Raw genomic sequence first — 14,912 nt, forward strand, 5'->3', positions numbered from 1 at the left:
CCTACCCGGCGCGCGAGCGGTCGCCGGGATGGGCGGCGGCGCAGATCGGGACCGTGCGCCGCTTCTCCTGCGCCGCTCAGCGCCGCGGGTCGCTGCGACCCGAGAGCCAGTCGGCGAGGACGTCCTTCGAGTGCTCCGCCTCGTGGCAGTCGGCGCAGAGGTTCTCCCAGTTGCTGCCGTCGGGCGGATCGTTGTGGTGGTTGCCGTCGCGGTGATGAACCGTGAGCAGGTGCAGGGTCGCGTGATCGAACTCGCGGGCGCAGCGGCCGCAGATCCAGCCGTGCAGCGCGAGTGAGCGCTCGCGGTAGCCCTGGCTGCGGGCACGTGCGGCCTCCTGCGCCTCGCGCACGATCGCGGCGGTGTCGGGCGCCGGCCCGCTGCGGCGGCGCGACGGGCGGAAGCTGCGGGTCGACATGGGGCGATGATAGCGCGGTCGTGCCGGCCCGCCAGCCGCCTCAGGACGCGCCGGCGTCGGGTGCCCCGAAGAGCTTGCGCCGCACGCCGGGCAGCATGAGCGGCAGGAGCAGCGACAGGGAGAGCAGGACGGCGAGGATGCGCATGCCCGTCGTATCGTCGTCGAGCAGCGCCGAGCCGAAGGCAGAGCACGCGAACGCCCGTACCGGTGCGCCGATCACCAGCGCGCTCGCGAACGGCCAGAGCCGCACCGACGACAGCCCGGCGCCCCAGTGGAACGGCGAGAGGATGCCGAACGGGTGCGCCGTCGAGAGTCCGATCACCGTGGGCCCGAGACGCTGCACGTGCGGCTCGAAGCGGCGGAACGCCTCGCCGAGGTGCTCGATCACCCACTCGCGGCCCAGCCAGCGGGCGAGCCCGAACTTCGCGAACCCGGACAGGATGATGCCGCCGCCGCCGAGCGCGGTGCCCATCGCGGGTCCGAAGCAGAGGCCGCCGGCGGTGAGGATCAGCAGGGCGGGGATGCCGAGGAACTGCCGGAAGACGACCAGCACGAAGTAGATCGCGGGTCCCTTCCAGCCGAGGGACAGCACGGCGTCGCGGATGCCCTGGAGCGAGAAGTCGACGCCGTAGTAGGCGCGCAGCGCCTGCCCGAGGATCAAACCGGTGAGCAGGATCCCGACCAGGAGGACCGGCGCGTGGCGGCGCATCTCCCTCCAGGCGTACGGGCTCCGCCGCGAGCGGTCAACCGCATGCGGCTTGCCACGGTGCCGCCTCGGCGGCACGAGGAGGCCGGGGTGACGAAGCGACTCCGCGGCGCGGCGCTCCGACCGGCGCGGTCACGTTGCGCCTCGGCACCGGCGAGCACCCCGTCGGCGTCACCACCGCGGTCGCGACTCCGGGCATCGAGCGCTTCGACCCCTGCGCCAGCACCGCCGTCCGGACGCTGCTCGGCGTGGCCGATGGGGCGGCGTGCCGCATGCCGCAGGCCATGGGCATGTCGGCTGCCGCGGGGCGCCGCGCGACGCTGCACGTACGCGGGACGCCGCTGCTCGACCTCGTGGTCGACCCGTCGGGCCGGCGCATCACCCTCGTCCCGCGCGGCGCCTTCCATCGCCTGCGGGGCGACGGCGACGTGCCGCCGCGCTGGGAGGCGCTGCTCCCGGACGACGTCGTCACCCTGACCCTGGTTGCACCGACGGGCACGACGACCCGCGTTCCGCTGGCGCGCTGGCACATGGAGCCGCTCGAGCGCCGCGGCGACTGACCGGCGCCGGCGGCCGCGCGGCTTGACAATTGGTTGGACCATTGGCTAGGCTACCCACCCAGTGCCGTCGCCCCGCGTGCTCCCGTTCCGGCCGCCGGCGCGCCGCCGTCTCCACGAGGACGTCGCCGAGCAGCTGCGCGACGCGATCCTCGACGGCCGCTTCGCCGCCGGGGCGAAGCTGCCGCCGGAGCGCGAGCTGGCGGCCGAGTTCGGCGTCAACCGGACCTCGGTACGCGAGGCGCTCAAGGTGCTCGAGGGTCTCGGCCTCGTGGTCGTGCGCCAGGGCGACGGCACCACCGTGCGGCCGCTGGTCGACGCCTCGCTCGACGTGCTCGCGCCGATGATCTTTCACGGCGGCCGCGTCGACGGTGGGCTCCTCGCCGAGTTCGGCGAGGTGATGATGCCGCTCCTGGTCGAGATGGCGCGGCTCGGCATCGAGCGGCGACGTGCCGCCGACCTCGACGTGCTGCGCCGCCTGCGCGACCTCGTCGCCGATCCCGATCGCGACCGCGAGGAGCGCCACGCCGCCAGCCGCGACCTGCTCGTCCACGTCGCCGACATGACCCGCAACCGCATCTGGCAGATGCTCGCCCGGCGCGTGCGCGCGTTCCTCGCCTCGGCCCCGCTGGCCGAGGCGCGCCGGCGCCTGAAGCGCGATCCCGGCCGCATCGTGCCGGTCATCGACGTCTGCCTCGCGGCCATCGACGCGGGGCGCATCGCCGAGGCCATCGACGCCCTCCAGCGTCTCGTCCGTCTGGTCGGCGATCCGGAGGCCACCGCCGCCGGTCGCGCCGCGACCACGAAGAAAGGATCCCGATGAGCGACTTCAGGTTGACCACCGACACGCAGGAGCCCGGGCTCTCGACGGCGATGCAGGTCGTCTACCAGTGGAGCTACGAGCCGCAGGTCGACGAGCTGCGCCGCCTCTACGTGAAGGCGGCCGAGGCGCAGTGGGTGGGCGTGCGTGACCTCGATTGGGATCGCGAGATCGATCTCAAGAAGTTCGCGACCACGCCGCTCGGCGCGTCGCTGCCGATCGAGGAGACGTCGTACTGGAAGTCGCTGCCGGAGGAGACCGTCCTCGAGATGCACAAGCGCACGGCGGCGTTCCGGCTCTCGAACTTCCTCCACGGCGAGCAGGGCGCGCTCATGGTCGCGGCGCAGCTCGTGAACGCGGTGCCGCACACCGACGCCAAGTTCTACGCCGCGACGCAGACGATGGACGAGGCGCGCCACGTCGAGGTGTTCGCGCGCTACATCGACAAGCTCGACAGCGTGCGCCCGATCGCGCCGGCGCTGAAGCGCGTCCTCGACGCCACCCTCGAGACGGGCGACTGGTTGAAGAAGCTGGTCGGCATGCAGATCGTCATCGAGGGCCTCGCGCTCTACAGCTTCCGCGACATGCGCAACCTCACCGAGGAGCCGCTGCTGAAGGAGCTGCTCACCTACGTCGCGCGCGACGAGTCGCGCCACCACGCCTACGGCGTGCAGTACGTCGAGCGCTGCGTGCCCGAGCTGTCGGCGGCGGAGCTCGAGGACCTCGAGGACTTCGCGCTCGACGCCGCCCAGGCGGTGGTCGACAACCGCAAGCAGCAGGGCCTCGCCGCGGCGCTCATGGAGACGTGGGGCGAGATCGGCATCGACGTCGCCGAGCTGTTCGCCTGTCTGCACCGCGAGCGCGAGGCGCTGACGGCGAGCCAGAGCCCGGGCCGCCGTCTCGGGCCGGTGCAGGGCTTCGTGATCCCGACGCTGCGTCGCTGCGGGTTGCTCTCCGAGCGCGTCGCGGCGCGCTATCACGAGTTCCTGCGCCACAACCTCGGCGCCAAGCTCGTCGGCGACAACGTCGAGGACTTCCTGAAGCACCTGCCGACGCTGCCCGAGGACACCGCGCGCTGGGTCCTCGGCGAGGTGTCGTAGGGGACGACAGGCCCGACCGCGTCACGGCGCCTGACGCTCGGGGATCGGCGACGTCCCGGGCGCCGGCGCCGCCGTCGCGGACACGGTGAGCGCGTTCTCCACCCGGCGCACGCCGTTCACGCGCTGCGCCGTCTCGGCGGCGGCGTCACGCACGGCGTTGCTGTCGACCTCGCCCTGGAGGGTGACGACACCCTCGCGCGCCTCGACGCGGATGCGACCCGACACGACCCGCGAGTCGCGCACGAGCTCCTCGTGTACCGCGGTCGCGAGCATGTCGTCGCTCTTCGGCCGGGTCTCCGCCTCGAAGCGCTCCTGCGCGCTTCCGGTGTGGGTGCCCGGCGCACGCTCCGAGCCGACGGCCGGGTCGTTCAGGGCGGGCGGGGTGTCCGCGTCGCGCGCGGCGGCCGGGGCGACGAGGAGCGCGGTGGCCAGCAGGGCGGTCGGTAGGCGCGTCATGCCGGAGACAGCACGGGCCGTGCCACTGCGGCACGGCCCGTGTCTGCGTGGCCACGGCGTCGGGCCGGGCGCACGTTCTACAAACCGGTCCCGGCGTCAGCCGCGGCCGCTGCCGGTGGCGGCGGTGCCGCCCGTCGCTGCGGCGCTGGCCGCCGTGCCGATCGAGGTCGCCGGCTCGCCCGCGATGCCGTGCTGCGGCTGCACCAGCAGGCGGTTGTGCACCTGGCGGACGCCGGGGACGTGGTCGGCGCAGTCCTCGGCGCGGCGCTTCATGCCGCGGTCGTCGACGGTGCCTTCGAGCGTCACCTCGGCGTCCTTCACGGTCACGGTGAGGTTCGTGGCGTCGACCGCGGTGTCGGCGGTGAGGCGGTCGCACACGTCCTCGCGGATGCGGTCGTCGGAGCGCTGGTAGTCCTTCGGGCCGCGGTTGCCGAAGCGGCCCGGCTCCTCGCCCAGCCATGCGCTGCGCTGCTCGTCGTGCATCCGGGCGCTCGGGGCGCCGCGATGCGACGACGGCTCACGGTGCGCGCGGGTGGCGAAGCCGCCGCGGCCGGCCGACGGCTCGAAGCCCCGCCAGCCGCGCTCGCCGCCCCACTCGAACGGCTGCATCTCCTCGTCGCTGCGGTTCTGCGTCTGGACCATCAGGCGATTGTGCACCTGCCGGACGCCTGCCACCCCCTCGACGCAGTCCTCGGCCCGCCGCTTGGCGCGGCGATCGTCGACGGTCCCTTCGAGGGTCACCTCGCCCGCGCGCACCGAGACGGTGACTTCGCTGGCGTCGACGTGCGCATCGGCGGTGAGGCGGTCGCACACGTCCTCGCGGATGCGCTCGTCGCCGCGCTGGTAGCTCTTCGGCCCCCGACCGGAGAAGCGACCGCCGTACGGGTCGGAGTCGGGGTAGAGGTCACGGGGGACGTCGCGTCCCCAGCCGTGCTGCTCGCGCCAGCCCTCGGCGCTGTGATGGCCGCCGTAGTCGGACTGGAGGTGGCGCTCGCCGCCCGGGCGCCAGGTCCGGTCCTCGGGAAAGTGCTGCTCCTCGAAGCGGCGCACGCGCCGCATGTCGAAGTCTGCGCCGCCGCGACCGCCTGCGGGACGATACGGATGGTCCTCGTCGCGCAGATCGTCGTCGCGGAAGTCGCGCTCGCGCGATGGCGCGAAGCTGCGGCGGGTGAAGTCCTGCTCGTCGTGGTCGCGGAAGCGGCGGCCGGCGTCGCGGTCCCAGGCACCGCGGCGATGCTCCTGCTCGCCGTCGTGGTGACGTTCCATCGCTGCACACCTCCTGGTCGATGGTTGCGGCCGTCGGCCGCTGCCGTTCCACGGCAGCAAGCGAGGTGCCGTCCCCGGCGACGAGGGAAGCGCCCGCGGGCGCGGCGCTCGCCCGCGGCGCGAGGTTGCATCTTGTCCAATGCCGCCGGCATTTCTGCATCCGCGCGCGGCAGAAGGTCACATCTCGTCGAAGGCGTCGGCCTCCGCCGCATAGCCCGTGCCTGGAGACGGCGCGCGCGTCGCGTGCGACGCCTGGCGCCGCTCCTCGGCCTCCTGGCACTCGATGCAGCGGCGGGCCGTCGGGATCGCCCGCAGCCGGGCGATCGGGATCGGATTCTCGCAGCCCTCACACTCGCCGTACGTCCCGTCTTCGACGCGCGCGAGCGCGCGGTCGATGTCGGCGATGGCGCGTTGGTCGTGTGCGCTCAGCGAGACGAGGATGCTGGCGGTGCGCTCCTCCTGCGCGCGCTCCTCCATCTCGGCTTCCTTCTCGGAGGCGATGACGCGCAGGTCGTCTTCGGTGCCGGCTTTCTCGGCCATCCGCACACGGCGGGCGGTCTCGAGGGCTTCGGTGAGCTCGCGGAGGTGGTGGGAGGTCATGGCAGTGCCGCCCTGCAGGCGGCGTGCCGCTCTCGCGGCACGGTAACGACGGCGGCGGCGGCGACCTCCGACGGCCGAGCGACGCCGTCGCTGCGGTGACGTTCTACAAACTGCCGGTTGGCTCCGTAGCACGACGCCAGGCCGACGCGGCGGACGCAGTGGCACGGCGCATGCTTCGTCGCGCAGCCCACCGCACTCGCCCGAAAGGACCGCATCATGACCGCGAGCTTCACCCCGTCCCACGCCCTGCGCGCCGAGCGCGACGCCTGCCTGCGCGAGGCGATCCGGCGTCGCGTCGAGCGCCACCGCGCCGAGCGCCTGCGCGATCTCCAGGACGCCGTCGCGGCGACCTGGAGCGACGGGCTGCCGGGCATACGCCGCGCGCTCGACCCCTGACGCGCGGCGACGGCGGCGCCGGGTTGTGCCCCCGGGGCCGAGCCCCTAGAAGCGGCGGCATGTCCGCCGCTGCCGAGATCCACGGAACCTGCGACCCCCGCTTCGCCGCCGTCCGCGACGCCTTCGCGGCCAACTTCACCGACCAGGACGAGATCGGCGCCGCCGTCGCGGTGGTCGCAGACGGCCGCCTCGTGGTCGACCTGTGGGCCGGCTGGGCCGACCCAGGCCGCACGCGTCCCTGGCAGCGCGACACCATCGCCAACGTGTACTCGTGCACGAAGGGCATGACGGCGCTCTGCCTGCACCGGCTGGTCGAGACCGGGCGCGTCGATCTCGACGCACCGGTCGCGCGCTACTGGCCGGAGTTCGCGCAGGGCGACAAGGGCCGCATCCCCGTCCGCTGGCTGCTCTCGCACCGTGCCGGCCTGGCGGCAGTGAAGCCGATGCTGCCGGAATCGGCGCTGTACGACTGGAACGCGATGACCACCGCCCTCGCCGCGGAGACGCCGTGGTGGGAGCCCGGGAGCACGCACGGCTACCACGCCGTCACCTTCGGGTGGCTGGTCGGCGAGGTGGTGAAGCGGGTGAGCGGCAGGAGCCTCGGGACCTTCTTCCGTGACGAGGTCGCCGGCCCGCTCGGGCTCGACTTCCACATCGGGCTCGACGAGTCGCATCACGGGCGCGCCGCCGACCTGACCATGATCCCGATGCCGCCGCCGGAGTTCGAGGGGCCGCGGCTCGCCGCCGTGATCATGTCCGACCCGGAGGGCGTCGCCGCGCGCGCCTTCATGAACCCGATCTCGCTGGCCCACGGCCCCAACCTGCCGGCGTGGCGCAGCGCCGAGATCCCCGGCGCCAACGGGCACGCGGGCGCGCGCGATCTCGCCCGCGCCTACGGCGTGCTGGCCCGCGGCGGCGAGCAGGACGGCGTGCGGCTGGCCGGGCGCGAGACGATCGACGCGATGCGCACCGAGCAGTCCGTCGGGCCCGACCTCGTCCTCGGCGTCTCGACGCGCTTCGGCCTCGGCTTCATGCTGCCGCAGGACGCCCCCGACACCCGCTTCGGACCGGGCACCGGCTCCTTCGGCCATCCGGGCGCCGGCGGGCACCTCGGCTTCGCCGACCCCGAGGCGGGCGTGGGCTTCGGCTACGTGATGAACCGCCTCGGCCCGCACATCCTCGTCGACCCGCGCGCGACGCGGCTCGCGAACGCAGCCTACGAGACGCTCGGCGCCTGACGGAAGCCCCGGCCGCCGACCAAGAACCTCGGCTCAGACCGCCTTGCCGGCCTGCGCGAGGCGGCTGTGGTGGCGACCGTACACGAGGTAGATGACGAGGCCGAGCGCCAGCCAGCCGGCGAGCCGCACCCAGTTCTCCCAGCCCAGGTTCAGCATCATGTAGGCGTTGATCACGATGCCGCCGATCGGCACCAGCGGCATCAGCGGCGTGCGGAACGGGCGGTGCACCTCGGGATGCGTGTAGCGCAGCACCATCACCGCCGCGCACACCACGACGAACGCGAATAGCGTGCCGATGTTGACCAGGTCGGCGAGGAGCTTCAGCGGCAGGATCGACGCGACCGTCGCCACGAAGATGCCCGTCAGGATGGTCGCGCGGTGCGGGGTGCGGAAGCGCGGGTGGACGGCGCCGAAGATGCGCCGGGAGATGAGGCCGTCGCGCGCGAGCGCCAGCAGGATGCGCGCCTGGCTCAGCATGAGCACGAGCAGCACGCTGGTGATGCCGACCACGGCGCCGACCGAGATCAGGAACTCGGCGACGTGCAGCCCGCGCGCCCCGAAGGCCAGCGCCACCGGGGCGTGGATGTCGATCTGGTCGTATCGCACCATGCCCGTCAGCACGGCGGCGACGCCGATGTAGAGGACCGTGCAGATGAGCAGCGACGCGATCAGGCCGATCGGCACGTCGCGCTGCGGGTTGCGCGCCTCCTCGGCGTGCGTCGAGACCGAGTCGAAGCCGATGTAGGCGAAGAAGATGTACGCCGACCCCTTGAACACGCCCTCCCAGCCGTAGGGCAGGTACGGGTCCCAGTTCTTCGTCTCGACGTAGCCGGCGCCTACGATGATCACGAAGAGCACCACGGCGACCTTCAGGATCACCATCGCGGCGTTGAAGTTGGCGCTCTGCTTGATGCCGACGACGAGGATCGTGGTCATCAGCAGCACGATCAGCGCCGCCGGCAGGTTCAGGATCGCGCCGGTGACGAACCAGGTGTGGGCCACCGGATCGTAGTCGAACGGGTTGCCGATCAGCATGGGCGGCAGCTCGATGCCGAAGATGCCGAGGAACGACACGAAGTAGTGCGACCAGCCGTGCGCGACCGTGCTCGACGCCACCGCGTACTCGAGCACGAGATCCCAGCCGATGATCCAGGCCATCAGCTCGCCGAGCGTCGCATACGCGTACGTGTAGGCGCTGCCCGCGACCGGCACCGTCGAGGCGAACTCGGCGTAGCACAGCGCCGCGAGCGTACAGCCGAGACCGGCGACGACGAACGAGAGCGTCAGGCCCGGACCGGCGAACTGGTTCGCGGCGAGCCCGGTGAGGACGAAGATGCCGGCGCCGATGATGCAGCCGACGCCGAGCGAGGTCAGCGCGACGGGTCCGAGGACACGCCGCAGGCCGTGGTCGCCGTCGACCTCGGCCAGGAGCACCGAGACCGGCTTGCGGGTGAGCATCTGGCGCCACAGCGTCATCGTCGTCCCTCCTCGGCGGCGCCGCCGCTAACAGGATCACCGCTTCCCTGCAAGGCGCGCCGGCTCAGTGCGCGCGGCGCAGGCTGGCCGCGACCAGCGCGGCGTAGGACGCCTGGAGGCGCCGGGTGACGGGGCCCGGCTCGCCGCCGCCCACGGCGTCGCCCTCCAGCCGCACGACCGGCAGGATCTCGATCGTCGACGCCGTGACGAAGACCTCCGCGGCGCGGCGCAGGCGTGCGACCGGAATCGGCTCCTCGCGCACCGCGAGGCGGGCGCGGCGCGCGGCGCGCAGGACGAGGCCGCGGGTGACGCCGCCGAGGACGCCGCCGCCGGTGGGCGGCGTCACGAGCATCCCGCGCTCGACGAGGAAGAGGTTGGCGGTCGTCGCCTCGGTGACCTCGCCCTCCGGCGTCACGTACAGGCCCTCGGCGGCGCGGCGCGCGCGCGCGTACATCTTGCCGACGACCGCGCTCGCGTGGCCGATCAGCTTGACGCCGGCCCACCACGGCCCGACGTCGCGCGGGAACGGCAGCAGCACGGCGGCGATGCCGCGCGTCTGCTGCGCGGCCAGATCGAGCGGCAGTGCGCGGGCGGTGAGGAGCAGGGTCGGGCGGACCGGCGTCCGCGCCGGCAGCGGGCCGTCGCCGGCGAGGCCGCGCGTGATGGTGAGGCGCACGGTGCCGTCGGCCATGCGGTTGCGCCGTACGAGGTCGGCGGCGCGCCGGGCCCACGTCGCGGCGTCGCCGGGCGGCGGCAGGCGCAGGATGCGGCACGCGGCCGCGAGCCGGCGCACGTGGGCGTCGACCGCGAACGGCACGCCGCCGTACGTGCGCCACGTGTCGTAGAGCCCGTCGCCGTGGAGGAGGCCGCGGTCGAGCGCCGAGACGCGGGCGTCGCGCGCCGCGAGCCAGCGGCCGTTCAGCCAGACGAGCATCGCTCCCACGCGGCCACGTCGGGCTCGCCCAGGGCCAGGCGCAGCGCGGCGGTCTTGAGCCAGGCCTCGGCGTGCTCGCGCGCGGGATCGGAGTCGGCGACGATGCCGCCGCCGGCATGCCAGCGCACGCCGCCGCCGGCGACGGTGCCGGTGCGGATCGGCAGCGTCAGCTCCGCGTCGCCGTTCGCGGCGAGCAGACCGAGCGCGCCGCAGTAGACTCCGCGCGGCCCGGTTTCGAGCTCGGCGATGACCTCCATCGCACGCTGCTTCGGGGCGCCGGTGATGGAGCCGCCGGGGAACGTCGCCGCGAGCAGGTCGGCGAGCGTGACCTCGGGGCGCAGCGTGCCGGCGACGTCCGAGACGAGGTGGTGCAGCGTCGCGTGGCTCTCGAGCGCCGCGAAGCGCGGTACGTGCACCGAGCCGGGCGTGCATACGCGCCCGAGGTCGTTGCGCTCGAGGTCGACGATCATGACGTGCTCGGCGCGCTCCTTCGGGTCGCGGCGCAGCTCGGCGGCGAGCGCGGCGTCGCGCACGGCGTCGTCGCCGCGCGGCCGCGTTCCCTTGATCGGGCGGGTCAGCACGTCGCGGCCGCGGACACGCAGCAGCAGCTCCGGCGAGTTGCAGACCACCTGGGCGTCGCCGAGGTCGAGGTAGGCGCCGCCGGCGACGGGGTGCCGCCGCGCGAGCCGCGCGAAGAGTGCCCACGCGGGGCCGGCGAGCGGCGCGGTGAAGGGCAGGGTGAGGTTCACCTGGTAGCAGTCGCCGGCGGCGAGCAGCGCGCGGATGCGCTCCACGGCGGCGTGGTGCGCGGCCGGCGTCATGCCGGCGGCGAGCGGACCGGCGGCGAGCGCCGCGTCGGCGGCGACCACGGGCGCCGCGAGGCGATCGAGCCAGGGGACGCAGCGCGACGGGTCGCTCGTCGCCAGCGCGTACTGCCGCCGCGTGCGGTCGTAGACGACGAGCGGGTCGTAGCGTCGCAGCACCGCCAGCGGACCCGTGGTGCGGATCGGCAACGGCCGGGACGCGATCGCCGTACCGAGCTCGTAGGTGAGGCAGGCGACCACCCCGCCGCCGAGCGGAAAGGGCAGGTCGCCCACCGGCGGCGCCGCCGCCACGAACCGCGCCAGGCGCGCGAGCGGCTCGCGCTCGTCCGCTGCGATCCGCAGCTCGTCCACCGGCCGGCAGCCGATCAGCGTGACCGGGTGGATCGGGTCCGGCAGGTCGAGCAGCATCGCGCCCGGCTCGCCGCCGACGGCGGCCAGCATCTCGAGCGGGTCGCGGCGCGCGACGAGCGGCAGGAGCGGCACGGCCACCCCGTCTAGGGGCGGGTCCCGGCGGGGTCAAGGCGGTCCGGCGTGCCCGCGGCGCGGGCGGCGAAGCGCGATTCGCGCCGGACCGCGCGTGCATCGTTGACGCGAGCGGTGTCGGGACGCTAGCGCCGGACGTATGCCTCCCGCGACCTGCCGCGCCGTCGTGCAGACGGCGCCCCGCCAGCTCGAGCTGCGCACGCTCCCCGTGCCCGACCTCACCGCCGACACCGCGCTCCTGCGCGTCGAGGCCTGCGGCATCTGCGGCAGCGACGCCGAGCAGTACCAGGGCACGATCCCCATGCGCTATCCGCTCGTGCCCGGGCACGAGCCGGTCGGCGTCATCGAGGCCATCGGCGACCGTGCCGCCGAGCGCTGGGGCGTCGACGTCGGCACGCGCGTCGCCGTCGAATCGGTGATCCCCTGCGGCTACTGCCGCGCCTGCCGCGCCGGCACGTACCAGCGCTGCCGGCGCAAGGGCGGGTTGCACGGCCACGGCTACGTGCCGCTCTCGCGGCCGCCCGGGCTGTGGGGCGGCTTCGCCGAGTACATGCACCTCGACGCGTTCTCGATCGTCCATCCCATCCGCGCCGACCTGCCGGCGAGCCTCGCCGTGCTGTTCAACCCGCTCGGCGCCGGCTTCCGCTGGGCCGCCGAGATGCCGCGCACGGGACCGGGCGACACGGTGCTGGTGCTCGGGCCGGGCCAGCGCGGTCTCACCAGCGTCATCGCGGCGCGCGCGGTCGGCGCCGACACGATCATCGTCACCGGCACCTCGCGCGACGCCGCCAAGCTCGCGCTCGCCCGCGACCTCGGCGCCGACCACACCATCGACGTCGAAGAGGAGGACGTGCGCGCCCGCATCCGCGAGCTGACCGGCGGGCGCGGGGCCGACGTCATCGTGGAGGTGGCGGCGGCGGCGACGGCGCCCCTCGCCGAGTCGCTGTGGTACGCGGCCGGCGGTGCCCGCATCGTGCTCGCCGCGGTGAAGGGGTTCCGGCCGGTGCCGGACTTCGTCAGCGACCTGATCGTGGTGAAGGAGCTGACGCTGCTCGGCGCCTTCGCCGTGACGAGCCCGGCGTACCGGGCGGCGATCCGTCTGATCGAATCCGGCCGGGTGCCGCTGGAGCGCCTGCACACGCACGACTTCGGGCTGGCCGACGCCGAGCACGCGATCCGGCTCCTCGCCGGGGAGATCCCGGGTGAGCACAGCATCCATTCCTGCCTCATGCCGGCGCTCGGCTGACGCGTGCCGCATTCAGGTGCGCGTGCCCACGCGTGCCGCGTATGCGTCCCCGTGCGTGCGATTCAGGTTTCGCGTGCGCGTGCCGACATGAGCACCAGATGTTCGCGACGCTCGACGACGAGATCCGCCCGATGGGTATCGCGGCCGGGGTGCAGGATGCGGTGGCGGGTCTCGTCGACACGCTCGTGACCGCGAGCGGCTCCTCGTCCCAGGCGATCGACCAGCTGCACCGCGTGCGCGAGGGCATGGCGCACATCGAGCGTATCCTGCACGGCATCGACGGCGTCGCCGAGCAGACGCGCGTGCTCGCCCTGAACGCCCGCATCGCCGCCGCGCGCAACGACACCCGCGCCCGCGTCTTCGAGACCGTGTCCGTCGAGATGCGGCGGCTCGCCGAGCACTGCCGCGAGACGGGCGAGGCCGTGCGTGCGGTCCTGGTCGAGCTGCGCGCGCACCTCGACGCCGCGCGCACGGCGCTCGCCGGCCTCTCGGACGACGAGCTGGCGCAGGCCGCGCGCATGCGCGACCGCATCGACCAGCTCCTCGGATCGCTCCTCGCGGCGCTCTCGCCCGACGAACGCTGACCGGGGCTTGCCCGCCCCCCTGTCCGTGGGCGAAGAGCGGCGGATGACGGATGCGTACGCTGCGGCCCTCGGCGTCCTGGTGGAGTCGGCGAGCGACGGCGCGGCGCGGCTGCGCGTGCCGTTCGCCGATGCCAACGCGAATCCCGGCGGCGCGCTCCACGGCGGCGTCGCGGCGTCGCTGATCGCCATCGGAGCGGCCGCGGCGACCGGGCCCGGCGGCGTCGTGGTCGACGCCACGGTCCACTACCTCGCGGCGGCGATCGCCGAGGACGTCGTCGCCGACGCGCGTGTGCTGCGCCGCGGAAAGGAGCTGGCCTACGTGGCGGTCGACGTCGCCACCGCGGCGGGCAAGGCGATCGCGACCGGGCTCGTCGTCTGGCGCGGCGGGGCGGAGGGGCCGGCCGACCGCCGGCGTCTCGCGACGGCGACCGCGCGCGCCGCGGGCGACGCCCGCCTGCCGTCGTTCGTGCGCGTGTTCACCGCGGCGCCGTTCATGGGCCGGCTCGGCATCGCCGCGCGCGACGTCGCCGACGGCGGCGCCCACGCCGTGCTGCCGTGGCAGGCGGCCAACGCCGATGCCACGGGCGCGCTCCACCCGGGCGCCGTCGCCGCGCTCGTCGACACCACCGGCGCGCTCGCCTCGTGGACGCTCGTGCCGCTCGAGCCGCGCAACAAGGCGTCGACGCCGGCGTTGCACGTCGCCTGGCACGCGGCGGCGCGTGACGAGGACGTCGCCGCCGTGGCCACGGTCGTGCGGCGTACCGACGAGCTCTTCCAGAGCACGGTCGCCGTACACGGCGAGCGCAGCGGTCGCCTGGTCGCGACCGGCACCGTGACCTATCGGATCGTCGTGCCCTGAGGCGCGTCCAGCGTCCGGCGCAGGAACTCGAGGATGCGCGGGCCCGCCTCGTCGGCGGCCGCGTCGTGCGGCACCCGCAGCGTATGGGTGCCGTCGGGGACGACGTGGAACGTCACCCGCTTGCCGGCACGGATCAGGGCGTCGCGCAGCATCTCGGCCTGCGCGAGCGGCACCTGGACGTCGTCCTCGCCGTGCAGCAGCAGGAACGGTGCGCGCACCCACGCGGCGTGCGTGGTCACCGACGCCTCGCGGAACAGGCGTGCGGGCGCGTCGGGCGTGCACGCCTCGCCGAGGAACGCCTCCTCGCACGCGTGCATGTCGTCGTCGCGGCAGCGGCGCACCCAGTCGCTCGGCCCGGCGGCGACCACCACCGCGGCGACCGCGTCGTCGGCCGTGGGGCCGCAGGCGGGCGCGTCGTACGACCCCTGACCCGCGGTCGCCCCGACGAACGCCGCGAGATAGCCGCCGGCCGAGAAGCCGTAGAGCCCGACGCGGCGTCCGTCGACGCGCAGGTCGCGCTGCGACTTGAGCCAGCGCAGCGCGCACTTCACGTCCTGCACCGGTGCCGGGAACTCGGCCGCCGGCGCGAGGCGATAGTCGATCGTCGCGGCGACGAAGCCCGCGCGCGCGAGCTGCTCGGCGCTCGGTCCGAAGCGGTCGCGGCGGCTGCCGCCGGTGAAGCAGCCGCCGTGGACCATCACCACGGCGGGATGCGGGCCGGGTCCGTCGGGCACGAAGACGTCGGCGCGCAGGCGGCCGCTCGGGTCGAACGGCCGGTCGCGCTCGACGGTGACGGCGCCGGCGCTCGCCGCGACGAGCAGCACGCCGAGCAGGGTCGAGACGACGCCAGGCACTCGCGCCATCGTGCCGGCGACCCACCGGGGGAGTCAACGCGCGCCTCTCCCCCGTCGCCGCCGGCGAAATCCCCCGTCCAACGGATGCGCGCGCGGCG

General features: G+C 74.3%; 16 protein-coding genes and 2 pseudogenes. 8 read left to right on the forward strand and 10 right to left on the reverse strand.

Annotation, left to right across the window (positions count from 1 at the left end; translation table 11 throughout):
• Window positions 1-76: 76 nt before the first annotated feature.
• Together KIT14_10485 and KIT14_10490 are read right to left on the reverse strand one after the other, a co-directional pair.
• The gene (locus tag KIT14_10485) at window positions 77-415 is read right to left on the reverse strand and encodes a YajD family HNH nuclease (GenBank protein MCW5890967.1); all 339 of its coding nucleotides are present in this window, start codon (window positions 413-415) and stop codon (window positions 77-79) included.
• Between the two features lie 40 nt (window positions 416-455).
• A complete protein-coding gene (locus tag KIT14_10490) occupies window positions 456-1,124 on the reverse strand; it encodes a TVP38/TMEM64 family protein (protein MCW5890968.1) in 669 nt (222 codons plus the stop codon).
• Window positions 1,125-1,258: 134 nt separating this feature from the next.
• Between KIT14_10490 and KIT14_10495 the strand changes: the two genes are divergently transcribed.
• From KIT14_10495 to KIT14_10505, 3 genes and pseudogenes are all read left to right on the forward strand, one after another.
• The gene (locus tag KIT14_10495; protein MCW5890969.1) at window positions 1,259-1,681 is read left to right on the forward strand and encodes a hypothetical protein; all 423 of its coding nucleotides are present in this window, start codon (window positions 1,259-1,261) and stop codon (window positions 1,679-1,681) included.
• Between the two features lie 76 nt (window positions 1,682-1,757).
• Window positions 1,758-1,988, forward strand: a pseudogene (locus KIT14_10500) (FadR family transcriptional regulator).
• Window positions 1,989-2,497: 509 nt separating this feature from the next.
• Window positions 2,498-3,598, forward strand: a complete 1,101-nt coding sequence (locus KIT14_10505) for a ferritin-like domain-containing protein (protein MCW5890970.1) — start codon at window positions 2,498-2,500, stop codon at window positions 3,596-3,598.
• 21 nt (window positions 3,599-3,619) lie between these two features.
• Here the strand turns inward: KIT14_10505 and KIT14_10510 are convergent, their stop codons facing one another.
• From KIT14_10510 to KIT14_10525, 4 genes and pseudogenes are all read right to left on the reverse strand, one after another.
• Entirely contained in the window at window positions 3,620-4,054 is a 435-nt protein-coding gene (locus KIT14_10510; protein MCW5890971.1) for a BON domain-containing protein, read from the reverse strand.
• Between the two features lie 96 nt (window positions 4,055-4,150).
• Window positions 4,151-4,696: a BON domain-containing protein gene (locus KIT14_10515; protein MCW5890972.1), complete on the reverse strand. Its 546-nt coding sequence runs from the start codon at window positions 4,694-4,696 to the stop codon at window positions 4,151-4,153.
• A pseudogene (locus KIT14_10520) lies at window positions 4,685-5,320 on the reverse strand (BON domain-containing protein). The gene KIT14_10515 and the pseudogene KIT14_10520 overlap by 12 nt, the downstream one beginning before the upstream one ends.
• Before the next feature lie 177 nt (window positions 5,321-5,497).
• On the reverse strand, window positions 5,498-5,920 hold the full coding sequence (locus tag KIT14_10525) for a TraR/DksA family transcriptional regulator (GenBank protein MCW5890973.1): 423 nt from the start codon (window positions 5,918-5,920) through the stop codon (window positions 5,498-5,500).
• A gap of 216 nt (window positions 5,921-6,136) precedes the next feature.
• On the opposite strand from KIT14_10525, the gene KIT14_10530 reads away from it, so the two are divergent.
• Entirely contained in the window at window positions 6,137-6,316 is a 180-nt protein-coding gene (locus KIT14_10530; protein MCW5890974.1) for a hypothetical protein, read from the forward strand.
• A gap of 59 nt (window positions 6,317-6,375) precedes the next feature.
• A complete protein-coding gene (locus tag KIT14_10535) occupies window positions 6,376-7,554 on the forward strand; it encodes a beta-lactamase family protein (GenBank protein ID MCW5890975.1) in 1,179 nt (392 codons plus the stop codon).
• A gap of 33 nt (window positions 7,555-7,587) precedes the next feature.
• On the opposite strand, the gene KIT14_10540 is transcribed toward KIT14_10535, so the two are convergent.
• From KIT14_10540 to KIT14_10550, 3 genes are all read right to left on the reverse strand, one after another.
• Complete coding sequence (locus KIT14_10540) at window positions 7,588-9,012, reverse strand: amino acid permease (protein MCW5890976.1); 1,425 nt, start codon at window positions 9,010-9,012, stop codon at window positions 7,588-7,590.
• Window positions 9,013-9,094: 82 nt separating this feature from the next.
• Window positions 9,095-9,964, reverse strand: a complete 870-nt coding sequence (locus KIT14_10545) for an aminotransferase class IV (GenBank protein MCW5890977.1) — start codon at window positions 9,962-9,964, stop codon at window positions 9,095-9,097.
• The gene (locus KIT14_10550; protein ID MCW5890978.1) at window positions 9,949-11,271 is read right to left on the reverse strand and encodes an anthranilate synthase component I family protein; all 1,323 of its coding nucleotides are present in this window, start codon (window positions 11,269-11,271) and stop codon (window positions 9,949-9,951) included. Before KIT14_10550 ends, KIT14_10545 begins: the two co-directional genes overlap by 16 nt.
• 139 nt (window positions 11,272-11,410) lie before the next feature.
• Here KIT14_10550 and KIT14_10555 point away from each other — a divergent pair, with 139 nt between their 5' ends.
• The 3 genes from KIT14_10555 to KIT14_10565 all read left to right on the forward strand — a co-directional run bounded on the left by KIT14_10555 (window position 11,411) and on the right by KIT14_10565 (window position 13,960).
• Window positions 11,411-12,517, forward strand: coding sequence for a zinc-binding dehydrogenase (locus KIT14_10555; GenBank protein MCW5890979.1), 1,107 nt, complete (start codon window positions 11,411-11,413; stop codon window positions 12,515-12,517).
• Between the two features lie 98 nt (window positions 12,518-12,615).
• Window positions 12,616-13,101, forward strand: a complete 486-nt coding sequence (locus KIT14_10560) for a hypothetical protein (GenBank protein MCW5890980.1) — start codon at window positions 12,616-12,618, stop codon at window positions 13,099-13,101.
• Between the two features lie 43 nt (window positions 13,102-13,144).
• Window positions 13,145-13,960, forward strand: coding sequence for a hotdog fold thioesterase (locus tag KIT14_10565; protein MCW5890981.1), 816 nt, complete (start codon window positions 13,145-13,147; stop codon window positions 13,958-13,960).
• Here the strand turns inward: KIT14_10565 and KIT14_10570 are convergent.
• Window positions 13,939-14,814: an alpha/beta hydrolase gene (locus tag KIT14_10570; GenBank protein ID MCW5890982.1), complete on the reverse strand. Its 876-nt coding sequence runs from the start codon at window positions 14,812-14,814 to the stop codon at window positions 13,939-13,941. The genes KIT14_10565 and KIT14_10570 overlap by 22 nt on opposite strands.
• Between the last annotated feature and the right edge of the window lie 98 nt (window positions 14,815-14,912).

Source organism: bacterium, assembly GCA_026129405.1.
Classification (GTDB): Bacteria; Desulfobacterota; Binatia; order DP-6; family DP-6; genus JAHCID01.